Here is a 15,742-nt window from a genome sequence, read left to right on the forward strand (position 1 = left end):
ACCTCACCCTATATAAGGACACATAGCTGCGGCATACTCCCTCGCCTAATTGCCCGGAATCCGCTATGCGCCCACTTGCACTCCTTGCCTTGACCCTGATGCTCACCGCTTGCGGCGACGGCGAATCGCTTTTAGCCCCCGACGCCCGCCTGCCGGACGGCGGACGCTATCGCGGTGACCTGGTCAATGGCTTGCTGCAAGGCAAGGGGCGCATCGACTACCCGAACGGCAGTTGGTACGCCGGTGAATTCGACAAGGGCCAGTGGCAGGGCCAAGGCGAATGGCACGGCAGCAACGGCGAGGTCTATCGCGGGCAGTTCAATCAGGGGCTGTTCGACGGCCAGGGGATGCTGACCACCAACGCCAGCAGTTACAGCGGCGGCTTCAAGGCCGGCCGACGCGACGGCGAAGGCACCCTCAAAGAAAACGGCATGAGCTATCGCGGAGAGTTCAAGGCCGATCAATACGCCGGCCTGGGTCGCCTCGAACTCGAAGACGGCAGCGTCTATCAGGGCCAGTTCGCCCACGGCAAACCCAATGGCGAAGGCCAGCGCAGTGACGGCAATGGCAATCAGTTCACCGGGCACTTCGTCGACGGCCAACTGGAAGGCAACGGCACGTTCAACAGTGCCGATGGCGACATCTATGTCGGCGGCTTCAAGAACAATCAACTGCACGGCAAAGGCCGCTACGAAAACGCCGACGGCGATGTCTGGCTAGGGCAGTTCAAGGAAGGCTCGCTGAACGGCAAGGGCGAGTTGATCGGCGCTGACGGCAGCCACTACATCGGCCAGTTCAATGACTGGCGCTTTTCCGGCCAGGGCAGACTGAACCTGCCCGACGGCAGTTTTTACACCGGTCAGTTCGAAAACGACAGTTATCAGGGGCGCGGCACATTGGTGCTGACCGACGGCACTGTGCTCAGTGGCACCTGGATCAACGGCCAGCGCGTGCGCGACGCCGAGGGCAAATTATTGCCCGACACCCTGGAACTCGGCCTTCTGGCCCAGGGGCGCTTGCTCGACGCAGCGCTGGCCAACATTGCGCCCTCGACCCCGGCGGTGGAACTGTATTCGTTGACCCTGGGCGGTGACGGCAAGCAAAGTGTGTTTCTGCGCGAATCCGACTACGTCGCCAATATGCTCACCAGCCGTTTCGGCGCTTTCGGCCAGATCCGCCTGGTGAACCATCGCGATCACCTCGCCGACCGCCCGATGGCGACCAGGGAAAACCTGCGCCGTGCCGCCCTGACGCTGGCCGAACGCAGCGGGCCGGAAGACCTGATTTTCATCTACCTGACCAGCCATGGCACCAGCGAACACGAGCTGGTGCTTGACCAGCCACGCATGGAGTTGGCCGACCTGCCAGCCGACGAAATGGCTGCTGTCCTCGCCCCGTTGAAAAACCGCGACAAGATCATCGTGATTTCAGCCTGCTACTCCGGCGGATTCCTCCCCGCCCTCAAGGATGAACGGACCCTGATCATGACAGCCTCCCGGGCCGACCGGGTGTCCTTCGGTTGCTCGGAGGAAGCCAACTTCACTTACTTCGGCGATGCACTGTTCGCCCAGGCCCTGAACCAGACCGATGATCTGGAACAAGCCTTCAAACTGGCCAAGGCCACTGTCGCCGAACGTGAACTGGCGGACGGTTTCGAAGCCTCCGAACCTCAGATCTGGGCACCGAAAACCGTCCTCTCGCATTGGCAACTACTGCGCAAACAGCAGGCACGAAAAGCCCTGCAAAGTGCGTCTATCGAAAGCAAGGATGCAAACAGCAACTAAGCTGAACAGTATCAAGGGAGAGACACTATGTACTTGACGCCACAGCACGTGCTGCTTGCCGGAGCCACTGGTTTGACGGGTGAACACCTGCTGGATCGCCTGCTAAACGAGCCAACGATTACCCGGGTAGTGGCCCCCTCACGCCGGCCCCTGGCCAAGCACCCCCACCTTGAAAACCCGGTTGGCGACCTGGTGGAGCTTCTGCCGCAGTTGAACGGTCGTGTCGATATCGCCTACTGCTGCCTGGGCACCACCATCAAGCAGGCAGGCTCGGAGCAGGCATTCCGCGCGGTGGACCTGGACATGGTCGTAGCCTTTGCCAAACGCGCACGGGAGCTGGGCGCACGGCACCTGATCGTGATCAGTGCTCTGGGAGCCGATCGCAGATCCTCGATTTTCTACAACCGGGTCAAAGGCGAAATGGAGTACGCACTGCGCGCGCAGAACTGGCCGCAGCTGACTATTTGCCGCCCTTCGCTGTTGCTGGGCGAACGCACCGAACCGCGACTGGGCGAGAAGGTCGCCGGCCCGTTGTCACGACTGATCCCTGGCAAATTCCATGGTATCGAGGCCTGCCAACTGGCCCGGGCGATGTGGCGCCTGGCACTGGAAGAGCAGGATGGGGTCAGGATTGTCGAGTCGGATGAGTTGCGCAAACTCGGCAAGTAGCAGGCGGACCTGTGGCGAGGGGGCAAGCCCCCTCGCCACAACGCTCTCTTACAACCCACCCGTCGCCTGAAAATTCACGCCCAAAACCGTGAGCAACGACAGCGGTAACAGCAGCGTGTCGAGCAACGCACTGGCCGGCAGATCAACGCCCGGATAGCTCGGCGCTTCAGCTCCGAAACGGTCCTTGGCGCAGCACCCACCGTTCATCGCGTACAAATCCAGACGAGTCCCCGAGTACACCACCGGCGCCCCCGGCTTCGCAGCATCGAGCGTGCGCGCCGTGGCGCACCCGACCAATTGCAGCGCCAGTACCATCACCAACAGCTTATTCATCGCTGGTCAAATGATGCTCGCCCCAGCGCGGCAACATGTCCTGAGGAATATTCAGCAGGTTGAGAATCCGTGCCACGACGAAATCGATCAGGTCGTCGATGGTTTGCGGCTGATGATAAAAGCCCGGCGATGCCGGCAGGATCGTCACACCCATATTCGACAACTTGAGCATGTGCTCAAGGTGAATGCTCGAATACGGCGCCTCACGAGGCACGAGAATCAGTTGGCGACGCTCTTTGAGCGTCACATCGGCGGCACGTTCGATCAGGTTGTTGCAGGCACCCGTGGCGATGGCCGACAACGTGCCCGTGGAACACGGCACTACCACCATAGCCGCTGGTGCGCCGGAGCCCGAAGCCACTGGCGACATCCAGTCTTCCTTGCCGTACACCCGAATCTGCCCGGCGGCAGCGCCCGTGTATTCAGTGAGGAACGCCTGCATCATCTGCGGCTTGTTCGGCAACGTGACATCAGTTTCGGTGCTCATCACCAACTGCGCGGCCTTGGAAATCAGGAAGTGCACTTCACGATCTTCCCGCACCAGACAGTCGAGCAGACGCAAACCGTACTGGGCGCCTGAAGCGCCGGTCATCGCCAGGGTGATGCGGTCCGGGCCGTTGCTCATTTGAGCGCCTCGGCCAGCTTGCCGTGCAGGCCGCCGAAGCCCCCGTTACTCATGATGACCACGTGAGTGCCTGGTTGAGCCTGACTCTTCACGCGCTCGATGATGCCCTCAAGGGAATCGCTGACAATCGACGGCACAGTGCACAGCGCCGCAGTACCCGCCAGGTCCCAGCCGAGGTTGGCTGGTGCATACCAGATCACCTGATCGGCATCGACCACGCTTTGCGGCAATCCGTCACGGTGCGCGCCGAGCTTCATGGAGTTGGAACGCGGCTCGATGATCGCAATCAGTGGCGCATCGCCGATGCGCTTGCGCAGGCCGTCCAGTGTCGTGGCGATGGCGGTCGGGTGGTGAGCGAAGTCGTCATAGATGGTGATGCCACGCACTTGCGCGACTTTCTCCATCCGGCGCTTCACGCTTTTGAAGGCGCTCAACGCAGCGACGCCCATGGACGGCACCACACCGACATGGCGTGCGGCAGCCAGGGTCGCCAGGGCGTTGGCGACGTTGTGCTGGCCAGTCATGTCCCACTCGACCACACCCTGGGCGACGCCTTCGAACATCACTTCGAACTTCGAGCCATCTTCACTGAGCAGCTTGACCTGCCACTGACCGCCGGCACCGGTGGTTTGCACCGGCGTCCAGCAGCCCATCTCGATAACACGCTGCAACGCCGGCTCAGTGGTCGGATGAATCACCAGCCCTTCGCTCGGGATGGTCCGCACCAAATGATGAAACTGTCGCTCGATGGCCGGCAGGTCCGGGAAGATGTCCGCGTGATCGAATTCGAGGTTGTTCAGGATTGCCGTGCGCGGACGGTAGTGCACGAACTTCGAGCGCTTGTCGAAGAACGCACTGTCGTACTCGTCGGCTTCGATGACGAAGAACGGCGTATCGCCCAGGCGCGCCGAGACCGAGAAATTTTGCGGCACACCGCCGATCAGGAAGCCCGGGGCCATGCCCGCGTGCTCCAGCACCCAGGCCAGCATGCTGCTGGTGGTGGTCTTGCCGTGCGTACCGGCAACGGCCAGCACCCAACGACCTTGCAGCACGTGATCAGCCAGCCATTGCGGGCCGGAGACGTAAGGCAGGCCTTTGTTCAGCACGTACTCCACCGCAGGATTGCCCCGGGACATGGCGTTGCCGATCACCACCAGATCGGGGGCCGGATCGAGTTGCGCCGGGTCGTAGCCTTGGGTCAATTCGATGCCTTGGGCCTCCAGCTGAGTGCTCATCGGCGGATAGACGTTGGCATCGGAGCCCGTCACGTGATGGCCCAGCTCTTTGGCCAGAACCGCCATTGACCCCATGAATGTGCCGCAGATACCAAGAATATGAATGTGCATAGTCGACCTCGTAAAACTTGGTCGCAGGTTAGCTTAGGGAGGGGAAAATCGCACCTTTGTTTCGATTGTGCTCAGTGCAAAACCTGTAGGAGCCGGCTTGCCGGCGAAGGCGGTCTTGAGATTGCTTTCGCCGGCAAGCCGGCTCCTACAGGTCGGCGTGGCAATTAGCGGGCAATTCCGTGCTTGCGCAGCTTCCTGTAAAGGGTATTTCGACTGACCCCCAACTGCTCCGCCGTATGCGTCATATGCCAGCGCGTCTGCTCCAGCGCTGCGAGCAATGCCAGCCGCTCGGCATCCTCCAGCGGATGCTCCGACGCCTCTTCAATCGTCGACACCACCGGCCGTGTCTGGCGAATCATCGCCGGCAAATCTTCCAGACCGATCCGCCCGTCCTCACACAACGCCGCCAACGTACGCAGCACATTACGCAACTGCCGCACGTTGCCCGGCCAAGCGAATCCCAATAAGGCCTCCCGCGCCGGTCCGTCAATCAACACCGTTTCTGCGCCTGCCTCTTCGGCCAGCAAAAAGTCGAGCAACCGGGATTTGTCGCTACGCTCGCGCAACGGCGGCAATGCAACTTCCAGCCCGTTGAGGCGGTAATACAAATCCTCGCGGAAGCTGCCGTCCTCCACGCGATCCAGCAAGTTGCGGTGAGTGGCACTGATGATCCGCACATTCACCGCTTCCGGTTCGCCACCGATCGGCACCACTTGCCGGTCCTCCAGCACTCTGAGCAATCGCGTCTGCAGGGCCAGTGGCATGTCACCGATTTCATCGAGGAACAACGTCCCGCCATCAGCCTGTTGCAACTTGCCGCGCATGCCTTCCTTGCGCGCACCGGTGAAACTGCCGCCGCGATAACCGAACAGCTCACTTTCGATCAGGCTTTCGGGAATGGCCGCGCAGTTGAGGGCCACAAAGGCTTTTTCCGCCCGCTGGCTGGCGTGGTGCACCGCTTTGGCAAAAGCCTCCTTGCCGGACCCGGTTTCGCCGTTGATCAACAACGGCACGTCGCGCTCGTAGACGCGCAGGGCCTTGCGGAAGTCCGCCTGCAACGCTGCGTCATCCAGGCAAATGCCCGACAGTCGCGGCGTCTGTGCAACCTTGGCAGCTGGCACCAATGGAGTCGGCACCGGCCGCCGTGCCTCACCGCGCAATACCGCGAACAGCTTGCGACCATCACGGGTGCGCAACGGCCAACTGGCGGCGGCATTAGTGCTCGCGCGACCGAGCAACTCATCGAGCGAGCAATCGAAAAAAGCCTCCACCGGTTTACCCAGCAAGCCGCCGCGAATGTGTCCCAGCAGGTTCAGCGCACTCTGATTGACTGCGCAAATGCGCCCCTCTGCGTCGAACGCCAGCAAGCCTTCGCTGAACAAACCGACGGACTCGGCCTGCAAGTGAAAGCGCAGCAACCATTGGTTGTCGAAGCAGCGCAGGAAGTAGCAGCTCTCGATCATCTTCGCCGACAGATTGACCAGCGCCATGGTGTGGAACTGACTTTGCCGCGAGGCATCACGCCGCGCCGACGACACGTCGAGCACCGCCAGCAGTTCGCCATGGGGATCGAAGACCGGGCTTGCCGAACAGGTCAGGCCGGTGTGGCGGCCGCGAAAGTGTTCATCCTGATGGATGGTCAACGACTGACGCTCCACCAGACAAGTGCCGATGCCGTTGGTGCCTTCACAGGCTTCGCTCCAGTCGGCACCGAGCCAGAGCCCGGCCCGCTCGAAAATCTGCCGTTCGGCGGGCGCAGTGACACAATTGAGGATCACGCCACGGGCGTCCGTCAGCAATACCGCATGGCCGGCACCGGAGAGCTGCTGGTGCAGGCTGGTCATTTCATTGCCGGCAATGTGCAGCACTTGCTGCAAGCGTTCGCGGCTTTCGAGGACGCGACCATGTTCCAGCACCGTCGGCGCGATGCTCAGGGCCGGATCGAGGTGATAGTCCTCAAGGCAGCGCAGCCAGGAACGGGCGATGGACGGATCGCTGCCAGGGCCGTGCAGGTGGGCCTTGCCCTGGGTCACGGTCAATACTTGCTGGGCATGGCGACTCAGATGGTTGTCGTGCATTTCTTATTATTCTCCCCGAAAGGTCCTACGCAACCCTGTAGGAGCTGCCGAAGGCTCCTACAGGGTGTATCAGTAGCGGTCGCCCGAGCATCCTCCAGCCCGGCCCGCATTGCAATGCCTGCAAGACCGGGTGGTCACAGGTTGTGCCAGAATCGGTACAAAGTGTCACGCCGACTGTACCGAAAGCGTCACAGGCATGCTCCATCCGTCCGACAAAAAATGCGCAAGGCCTTGATTTTCCTGAGCTGCAGCGCACTGGCCCGCCCCTTGCTCTACGCTTAAAGCAAGCGCACATGCGCGACTCCCTATAAGCACAAAAGCAAGGAGAGACCACTATGCGTTACGCTCACCCCGGTACTGAAGGCGCTATCGTTTCGTTCAAAGCCAAATACGGTAACTACATCGGCGGCGAGTTCGTCGCGCCTGTCAAAGGTCAGTACTTCACCAATACCTCGCCAGTTAATGGCCAACCGATTGCCGAATTCCCCCGTTCCACGGCCGAAGACGTCGACAAGGCCCTGGACGCTGCCCACGCCGCTGCCGACGCATGGGGTGCCACCTCTGCGCAGGCCCGTTCGCTGGTGCTGCTGAAAATCGCCGACCGCATCGAGCAGAATCTGGAAACCCTGGCGATCACCGAATCCTGGGACAACGGCAAAGCCGTGCGTGAAACGCTGAATGCTGACATCCCGCTGGCCGCCGACCACTTCCGCTACTTCGCGGGTTGCCTGCGTGCCCAGGAAGGCAGCGCTGCCGAAATCGACGGCAACACCGTGGCCTATCACATCCATGAACCGCTGGGCGTGGTCGGGCAGATCATCCCGTGGAACTTCCCGATCCTGATGGCCGCCTGGAAACTCGCGCCGGCCCTGGCCGCCGGCAACTGCGTGGTGCTCAAACCTGCCGAGCAAACCCCGCTGGGCATTACCGTGCTGATGGAGTTGATCGGCGACCTGCTGCCACCGGGCGTGCTGAACATTGTGCAAGGCTTCGGCAAGGAAGCCGGCGAAGCGCTGGCCACCAGCAAACGCATCGCCAAGATTGCCTTCACTGGCTCGACCCCGGTCGGCTCGCACATCATGAAATGCGCAGCGGAAAACATCATTCCATCCACCGTGGAACTGGGCGGCAAGTCGCCGAACATCTTCTTCGAAGACATCATGCAGGCCGAACCGTCCTTCATCGAGAAAGCCGCCGAAGGCCTGGTGCTGGCGTTCTTCAACCAGGGCGAAGTCTGCACCTGTCCGTCCCGGGCACTGGTGCAGGAATCGATCTACGACGAGTTCATGAAAGTGGTCATGAACAAGGTCCTGCAAATCAAACGTGGTGACCCGCTGGACACCGACACCATGGTTGGCGCCCAGGCGTCCGAGCAGCAATTCGACAAAATCCTTTCGTACCTGGAAATCGCCAAGGGCGAAGGCGCCGAGCTGCTGACCGGCGGCAAGGTGGAAAAACTCGAGGGCAACCTGGCGACCGGGTATTACATCCAGCCGACCCTGCTCAAGGGCACCAACAAAATGCGTGTGTTCCAGGAAGAAATCTTCGGCCCGGTGGTGAGCATCACCACCTTCAAGGACGAAGCCGAAGCCCTGGCCATCGCCAACGACACCGAGTTCGGCCTGGGTGCCGGCCTCTGGACCCGCGACATCAACCGCGCCTACCGCATGGGCCGCGCCATCAAGGCCGGTCGTGTGTGGACCAACTGCTACCACCTGTACCCGGCGCACGCTGCGTTCGGTGGTTACAAGAAGTCCGGCGTCGGCCGTGAAACCCACAAGATGATGCTCGACCACTACCAACAAACCAAAAACCTGCTGGTGAGCTACGACATCAATCCGCTGGGGTTCTTCTGATTCGACTCGAAATCGGGTAACGGCCTTCGCTGGCAAGCCAGCTCCTACAGGTTTGCGCAATACCTGTAGGAGCTGCGATGCGGCGACCCGATTTGCCCGCGAATGCACACCCACTGACTCAATGCACAAGGCCTGGCCGCTCTGGCACGGGCCTTGCCTACCCATCATTCAGGATTTGCACCCAACCCGTCACACCCGAAAGTCCAAAAGATCGAACAATAAAAACTAGAGAGGACTTATGACTACTTCTTCCACACAGCTCAAACCCACACTCGGCACCCTGCATCTATGGGGCATTGCCGTCGGCCTGGTGATTTCCGGCGAGTACTTCGGCTGGAGTTACGGCTGGGGCACTGCAGGCACACTGGGTTTTCTCGTCACCGCACTGATGGTGGCGACGATGTACACCTGCTTCATTTTCAGCTTCACCGAACTGACGACTGCAATTCCCCACGCTGGCGGGCCATTTGCCTATAGCCGCCGGGCCTTTGGTGAGAAAGGCGGGTTGATCGCCGGCATCGCCACCCTGATCGAATTCGTCTTTGCGCCACCGGCCATCGCCATGGCCATCGGCGCCTACCTCAACGTGCAATACCCGGAACTGGACCCGAAGATCGCCGCCGTTGGCGCCTATTTCGTGTTCATGGGCCTGAACATCCTCGGCGTCAGCATCGCTGCCACCTTCGAGTTGGTGGTCACCGTGCTGGCCGTCGCCGAATTGCTGGTGTTCATGGGTGTGGTCGCCCCGGGCTTCAGCTTCAGCAACTTTGTGCTCAATGGCTGGTCGGGCGCCAATGAATTCACGATGGGTTCGATTCCTGGCATTTTCGCCGCCATTCCCTTCGCGATCTGGTTCTTTCTCGCGATCGAAGGTGCAGCCATGGCCGCCGAAGAAGCCAAGGATCCGAAACGCACTATCCCCAAAGCCTATGTCAGCGGCATTTTGACCCTGGTGTTCCTGGCCATCGGCGTGATGGTGATGGCCGGTGGTGTCGGCGACTGGCGTCAACTGTCGAACATCAACGATCCGTTGCCTCAGGCGATGAAAGCCGTGGTCGGCAACAATTCGACCTGGATGCACATGCTGGTATGGATCGGTCTGTTCGGCCTGGTGGCGAGCTTTCACGGGATCATTCTTGGCTATTCACGGCAGTTCTTCGCCCTGGCTCGCGCCGGTTACCTGCCTAAAGGGCTGGCCAAACTTTCGCGCTTCCAGACGCCGCACCGGGCCATTCTGGCCGGTGGTGTGGTCGGCATTGCGGCCATCTACAGTGATGGCCTGGTCAACCTGCAAGGCATGACCCTGACGGCAGCAATGATCACCATGTCGGTATTCGGCGCCATCGTGATGTACATCATCAGTATGCTGAGCCTGTTCAAGCTACGTAAAACCGAGCCGAACCTGGAACGCACCTTCCGCGCCCCTGGCTATCCGATCGTACCGGGGATCGCGCTGTTTCTGGCGGTGGTGTGCCTGGTGGCGATGGCCTGGTTCAACACCTTGATCGGCCTGATTTTCCTGGGTTTCATGGCTGCCGGTTACCTGTACTTCCAGTTGACCGCCAAGCAACGTTCCGAGGCACCGGCAGACGCTATGCTCGAAGGTATCTAAATGCACCGGCGCCGGGCTCACTGCCCGGCGCCTGCATTATTGAAGTGCATGCAGTTCCCCTGCGGGAGCGAGCTTGCTCGCGATGGCGGTGTGTCATTCAGCACATGTTGCGGGTGCAAGCTCGCTCCCACAGAAAATCAGATCGAATTTTTGAATTGATCAGGAGGCCCCCGCCCCATGACCGCATTCGCCCATACCGTCGGCGCCCAGACTTACCGCTTCGACAGCCTCAAGGAAGTGATGGCCAAGGCCAGCCCGGCACGCTCCGGAGATTTTCTGGCCGGCGTCGCGGCCCTCAATGACGGCGAGCGTGTCGCGGCACAGATGGCTTTGGCCGACACGCCGCTAAGCCACTTCCTGCAGGAAGCGCTGATCCCCTACGAATCCGATGAAGTCACCCGTCTGATCATCGACACCCACGACAAACAAGCCTTCGCCGTCGTCAGCCACCTCACCGTCGGCGGCTTTCGCGACTGGCTGCTCAGCGATGCCGCCGACGAACAGGTCCTGCGCGCCCTCGCCCCCGGTTTGACTCCGGAAATGGCTGCCGCCGTATCGAAAATCATGCGCGTGCAGGATCTGGTACTGGTGGCGCAAAAAATCCGCGTGGTCACACAGTTTCGCGGCACCCTGGGCCTGCGCGGTCGACTGTCCACACGCCTGCAACCGAACCACCCCACCGACGAACCGGCCGGTATCGCCGCAAGCATCCTCGACGGTCTGCTGCACGGTAATGGCGACGCCATGATCGGCATCAACCCCGCCACCGACAGCATCGCCTCGATCTGCGCCATGCTGGAAATGCTCGACGCGATCATCCAGCGCTACGAAATCCCGACCCAGGCGTGCGTGCTGACCCATGTCACCACGTCGATCGAAGCGGTCAATCGCGGCGTGCCGCTGGATCTGGTGTTCCAGTCGATCGCCGGCACCGAAGCGGCCAACGCCAGTTTCGGCATTAACCTGAGTATATTGAGGGAAGGCCATGACGCCGGCTTGAGTCTGAATCGCGGCACGCTGGGCCAGAACCTGATGTATTTCGAAACCGGTCAGGGCAGCGCCCTGTCGGCCAACGCCCACCATGGCGTCGATCAACAAACCTGCGAAACCCGGGCCTACGCCGTCGCGCGGCATTTCAACCCGTTCCTGGTCAACACCGTCGTCGGTTTCATCGGCCCGGAATACCTGTACAACGGCAAACAGATCATCCGCGCCGGCCTGGAAGACCACTTCTGCGGAAAATTGCTCGGTGTGCCCATGGGTTGCGACATCTGTTACACCAACCACGCCGAAGCCGACCAGGATGACATGGACACCCTGCTGACCCTGCTGGGCGTCGCCGGGATCAACTTCATCATGGGCATCCCCGGCTCCGACGACATCATGCTCAACTACCAGACCACCTCCTTCCACGATGCGCTCTACGCCCGGCAGACCCTGGGGTTGAAGCCCGCGCCGGAGTTCGAGCAGTGGCTGGCGAAAATGGGCATTTTCACCCAGGCGGACGGCCGGGTTCTGTTTGGCAACAGCCTGCCGCCGGCCTTTCGCCAGGCATTGGCACAACTGGGATGAGCATTGAAATGGATAAACTACCCTTCGATCCCCACAACCCATGGCTGGAACTGCGACGCCTGACACCGGCGCGAATTGCCCTGGGCCGCACCGGCACCAGCATTCCCACCCGTGCACAACTGGACTTCCAATATGCCCACGCTCAGGCACGGGATGCGGTGCACTTGCCGTTCGATCATGCGGCACTCAGCTCACAACTGGCCGAACGCGGACACGAAAGCCTTGTGCTGCACAGCGCAGCGATCGACCGCAACAGTTACCTGCAACGCCCGGACCTGGGACGAAAACTGAGTGACGCATCGGCAAAGACCTTGCGCGAATACGCTTCGGCGCATCCTGGCGGGGTCGATTTGGTGATCGTGATCGCCGACGGCCTGTCGGCGCTGGCCGTTCATCGCCATACCCTGCCCTTTCTGGCACGCCTCGAAGAACAGATTGCAGCGCAAGGCTGGACAGTAGCGCCGGTGATTTTGGTGGAACAGGGGCGCGTGGCGGTCGCTGACGAAATCGGTGAATTGCTCGCAGCGAAAATGACCGTGATCCTCATCGGCGAACGCCCTGGCCTCAGCTCCCCGGACAGCCTGGGTTTATATTTCACCTATAATCCCAAGGTCGGCCTTACCGATGCCTACCGTAACTGCATCTCCAACGTACGGCTCGAGGGCCTGAGCTACGGCATGGCGGCACACCGTTTGCTCTACTTGATGTGCGAAGCCTGCCGACGGCAGTTGTCAGGGGTCAATCTGAAGGATGAAGCGCAGGTTCAGACACTGGAGTCGGACGCGCAAGCCGACATGAAAGGTAATTTCCTGCTCGGCCCGCCGAATGCCTGAACCGCTTGCGCATTGCACATTCGTACCAGTTTCAGGCAGGATCGTGGCACGGCCGCCAAGGGTTTCCCATCGCCGTCAAAGACGTAAGACAGCCACTTGAAGACGAGACCTACCATGCGGATTATTCAAGCGACCCTCGAACACCTGGACCTGCTGACCCCATTGTTCGTCAAATATCGCGAGTTTTATGGCTCCCTGCCGTATCCGGACTCGTCCCGGGCGTTCCTCGAAAAACGCCTGCGTCGCAAGGAGTCGGTGATCTACCTGGCGCTGTCCGATGACGACAGCAACAAACTGATGGGTTTCTGCCAGTTGTACCCGAGCTTCTCCTCGCTTTCGCTCAAACGCGTGTGGATCCTCAACGATATTTATGTCATCGAGGACGCCCGCCGTCAGTTGGTGGCTGACAACCTGATCCGCACCGCAAAAAAAATGGCCAAGGAAACCAATGCCGTGCGCATGCGTGTTTCCACCAGCAGCAACAACGAAGTCGCGCGGAAAACCTATGAGTCCATCGGATTCAAGGAAGACACCGAATTCAAGAACTATGTGCTGCCGATCAGCGACGAACTATAAGGTAGTACCAGCGGGACGAGCCCCTGTGGCGAGGGGGCTTGCCCTCTTGCCACAATATTTTGCGCCCCGATAAAACCCCTGGACATTCCCCGCTACAATCTCGACGCGATTTTCACCTCTCGCCTCGTATAATCGCGAACTCCCCCGGCTTGTAAGAAAAACTACCCTTATCCGTAGTCTTACGCGAAGTCATCCGCACAGGCCTGCTGAGTCGGGCCATCACCACAGGTGCTTTCCATGGATTTCAACCCGATCGACATCGTCCTGCATCTCGACGTCTACCTCGACATGCTTGTAACCAACTACGGGGCATGGATCTACGCCATCCTGTTTATGGTGATCTTCTGTGAAACCGGTCTGGTGGTCACGCCCTTCCTGCCGGGCGACTCCCTGCTGTTCATCGCTGGCGCCGTGGCGGCCGGTGGCGGCATGGACCCGGTACTGCTCGGTGGCCTGCTGATGCTGGCGGCAGTTCTGGGCGACAGCACCAACTACATCATCGGACGAACGGCGGGTGAAAAACTGTTCAGCAATCCGGACTCCAAAATCTTCCGCCGTGACTACCTGCAACAAACCCACGATTTCTACGACAAGCACGGCGGCAAAACCGTGACCCTGGCGCGCTTCCTGCCGATCATCCGTACTTTTGCACCGTTCGTCGCAGGGGTGGGGAAAATGCCTTATCCGCGTTTCTTCGCCTTCAGCGTCTTAGGCACTGTCCTGTGGGTAGGTGGGCTGGTGACCCTCGGCTATTTCTTCGGCAACGTACCGTTCATCAAGAAGAACCTGTCGCTGCTGGTAGTCGGCATCATCCTGCTCTCGCTGGTGCCGATGATCATTGGCATGGTGCGTAACCGCTTGGCGGGTTCTAGCTCCAAAGCCGAATCACGCTGACACGATGTGGTCCCTGAGCGCCTGGCGTCGCCGGCGCACCCTGGCCAAGCACCCGATTGCCGATGACATGTGGCAACGGGTGCGCCATCACCTGAGCTTTCTCGATGGCATCAGCGCCGCCGAAGACCAATGGCTGCGCGAAGCCTGCGTGCTGTTCCTTGAAGACAAGCACCTGACTGCCCTGCCCGGCGTCGAACTGCATCAGGAACAACGCTTGCTGCTCGCTGCGCAGGCGCAACTGCCGCTGCTGAACCTCGGCGACCTGAACTGGTATCAGGGCTTCCACGAAATCATTCTCTACCCCGACGACTTCCTCAGCCCCCAACGCCATCGCGATGTCGGCGGCATCGAGCACGAATGGGTGGGTGAGCACAGCGGTGAAGCGTGGCAGCAGGGCCCGATCATCCTTGCCTGGCCCGGCGTAATGGCCAGCGGGGGCTGGGGAGGCTACAACCTGGTGATCCACGAACTCGCGCACAAACTGGACATGCTCAACGGCGTCGCCAACGGCCTGCCGCCGTTGCACCCCGACATGCGGGTCAGCGACTGGGCCAGCGTCATGCAAAAGGCCTACGACGACCTCGACCGGCAACTGGATCGCAATCCCCATGCCGAAACGACCATCGACCCCTATGCCGCCGAAAACCCTGCCGAGTTCTTTGCTGTCACCAGTGAGTACTTCTTCAGCGCCCCGGATTTGCTGCACAAGGCTTATCCACAGGTGTACCAGCAGCTGAAGTTGTTCTATCGCCAGGACCCGCTGGCGCGGTTGAAGCAACTAAAGGCGCATGACCCTGTCTATCAGGCACACCAGTGAGCGCCATACGACTTCTGGTGCGTGGCGTCGATCCGGGAATATGCCTATAATCGCCGCCACTTTTTGGTCAATCCGGCCAAGTATTTCTGGTCAACTAACGGGGGCAACGCCCAATGAGCTACAGCAAGATTCCGGCTGGCAAAGACCTGCCGAACGACATCTACGTCGCGATCGAGATTCCGGCCAACCACGCGCCGATCAAATACGAAATCGACAAAGACAGCGATTGCCTGTTCGTTGACCGTTTCATGGCCACCCCAATGTTCTACCCGGCCAACTACGGTTACATCCCGAACACCCTGGCTGACGACGGTGATCCCCTCGACGTGCTGGTTGTAACCCCTTACCCGGTCGCTCCAGGTTCGGTGATCCGCGCTCGTCCGGTCGGCATCCTGAACATGACCGACGACGGCGGCGGCGATGCCAAAGTCATCGCAGTACCACACGACAAGCTGTCCCAGCTGTACGTCGACGTGAAGGAATACACCGACCTGCCAGCACTGCTGATCCAGCAGATCGAGCACTTCTTCGCGAACTACAAAGATCTCGAAAAAGGCAAATGGGTGAAAATCGAAGGCTGGGCCGGCGCAGACGCCGCCCGCGACGCGATCACCAAGTCGGTTGCGGCCTACAAAGGCTAAGCCCGGCTGCAGGCTTTCAGCGGCAAGAAAAACCCCGGGAGATCCGGGGTTTTTTGTGGGCGCTTGATAAGCACGCCAAACACCCCGTTTAAACAGACCCTCCAAT

The 15,742-nt window shown here is 60.4% G+C and carries 14 protein-coding genes; 10 read left to right on the forward strand and 4 right to left on the reverse strand.

The window, feature by feature from the left end:
- The first annotated feature begins 65 nt into the window (after positions 1-65).
- Together KGA81_RS02465 and KGA81_RS02470 are read left to right on the forward strand one after the other, a co-directional pair.
- Positions 66-1,784, forward strand: coding sequence for a C13 family peptidase (locus KGA81_RS02465; RefSeq protein ID WP_223544424.1), 1,719 nt, complete (start codon positions 66-68; stop codon positions 1,782-1,784).
- Positions 1,785-1,811: 27 nt separating this feature from the next.
- Positions 1,812-2,453 (forward strand): oxidoreductase, encoded by a 642-nt coding sequence (locus KGA81_RS02470; RefSeq protein WP_223544425.1) that lies wholly within the window; start codon positions 1,812-1,814, stop codon positions 2,451-2,453.
- Positions 2,454-2,501: 48 nt separating this feature from the next.
- Here the strand turns inward: KGA81_RS02470 and KGA81_RS02475 are convergent, their stop codons facing one another.
- The 4 genes from KGA81_RS02475 to KGA81_RS02490 form a co-directional block, all read right to left on the reverse strand.
- On the reverse strand, positions 2,502-2,786 hold the full coding sequence (locus KGA81_RS02475; protein ID WP_223460869.1) for a YceK/YidQ family lipoprotein: 285 nt from the start codon (positions 2,784-2,786) through the stop codon (positions 2,502-2,504).
- Complete coding sequence (ubiX, locus tag KGA81_RS02480) at positions 2,779-3,411, reverse strand: flavin prenyltransferase UbiX (protein ID WP_223544426.1); 633 nt, start codon at positions 3,409-3,411, stop codon at positions 2,779-2,781. Before ubiX ends, KGA81_RS02475 begins: the two co-directional genes overlap by 8 nt.
- Complete coding sequence (mpl, locus tag KGA81_RS02485) at positions 3,408-4,757, reverse strand: UDP-N-acetylmuramate:L-alanyl-gamma-D-glutamyl-meso-diaminopimelate ligase (protein ID WP_223544427.1); 1,350 nt, start codon at positions 4,755-4,757, stop codon at positions 3,408-3,410. Before mpl ends, ubiX begins: the two co-directional genes overlap by 4 nt.
- Positions 4,758-4,921: 164 nt before the next feature.
- Positions 4,922-6,835 carry a sigma-54-dependent Fis family transcriptional regulator gene (locus tag KGA81_RS02490; protein WP_223544428.1) on the reverse strand — a complete coding sequence of 638 codons (1,914 nt, stop codon included), beginning with the start codon at positions 6,833-6,835 and terminating at the stop codon, positions 4,922-4,924.
- Positions 6,836-7,170: 335 nt separating this feature from the next.
- Here KGA81_RS02490 and KGA81_RS02495 point away from each other — a divergent pair, with 335 nt between their 5' ends.
- The 8 genes from KGA81_RS02495 to ppa all read left to right on the forward strand — a co-directional run bounded on the left by KGA81_RS02495 (position 7,171) and on the right by ppa (position 15,636).
- Positions 7,171-8,691, forward strand: a complete 1,521-nt coding sequence (locus KGA81_RS02495) for an aldehyde dehydrogenase family protein (RefSeq protein ID WP_223544429.1) — start codon at positions 7,171-7,173, stop codon at positions 8,689-8,691.
- Positions 8,692-8,929: 238 nt separating this feature from the next.
- Entirely contained in the window at positions 8,930-10,303 is a 1,374-nt protein-coding gene (eat, locus tag KGA81_RS02500) for an ethanolamine permease (protein ID WP_223544430.1), read from the forward strand.
- 177 nt (positions 10,304-10,480) lie between these two features.
- The gene (locus KGA81_RS02505) at positions 10,481-11,875 is read left to right on the forward strand and encodes an ethanolamine ammonia-lyase subunit EutB (RefSeq protein ID WP_223544431.1); all 1,395 of its coding nucleotides are present in this window, start codon (positions 10,481-10,483) and stop codon (positions 11,873-11,875) included.
- Between the two features lie 8 nt (positions 11,876-11,883).
- Positions 11,884-12,708 (forward strand): ethanolamine ammonia-lyase subunit EutC, encoded by an 825-nt coding sequence (gene eutC, locus KGA81_RS02510; protein WP_223544432.1) that lies wholly within the window; start codon positions 11,884-11,886, stop codon positions 12,706-12,708.
- Between the two features lie 114 nt (positions 12,709-12,822).
- The gene (locus KGA81_RS02515) at positions 12,823-13,284 is read left to right on the forward strand and encodes a GNAT family N-acetyltransferase (RefSeq protein ID WP_223544433.1); all 462 of its coding nucleotides are present in this window, start codon (positions 12,823-12,825) and stop codon (positions 13,282-13,284) included.
- A 237-nt stretch (positions 13,285-13,521) separates the two neighbouring features.
- A complete protein-coding gene (locus KGA81_RS02520) occupies positions 13,522-14,178 on the forward strand; it encodes a DedA family protein (protein WP_223544434.1) in 657 nt (218 codons plus the stop codon).
- Positions 14,179-14,182: 4 nt separating this feature from the next.
- Positions 14,183-14,995, forward strand: a complete 813-nt coding sequence (locus tag KGA81_RS02525) for a zinc-dependent peptidase (protein WP_223544435.1) — start codon at positions 14,183-14,185, stop codon at positions 14,993-14,995.
- A gap of 113 nt (positions 14,996-15,108) precedes the next feature.
- Complete coding sequence (gene ppa / locus KGA81_RS02530; RefSeq protein ID WP_007894323.1) at positions 15,109-15,636, forward strand: inorganic diphosphatase; 528 nt, start codon at positions 15,109-15,111, stop codon at positions 15,634-15,636.
- The last annotated feature ends 106 nt before the right edge of the window (positions 15,637-15,742 follow it).

This window comes from Pseudomonas sp. A-B-19 (genome assembly GCF_019947515.1).
GTDB lineage: Bacteria > Pseudomonadota > Gammaproteobacteria > Pseudomonadales > Pseudomonadaceae > Aquipseudomonas.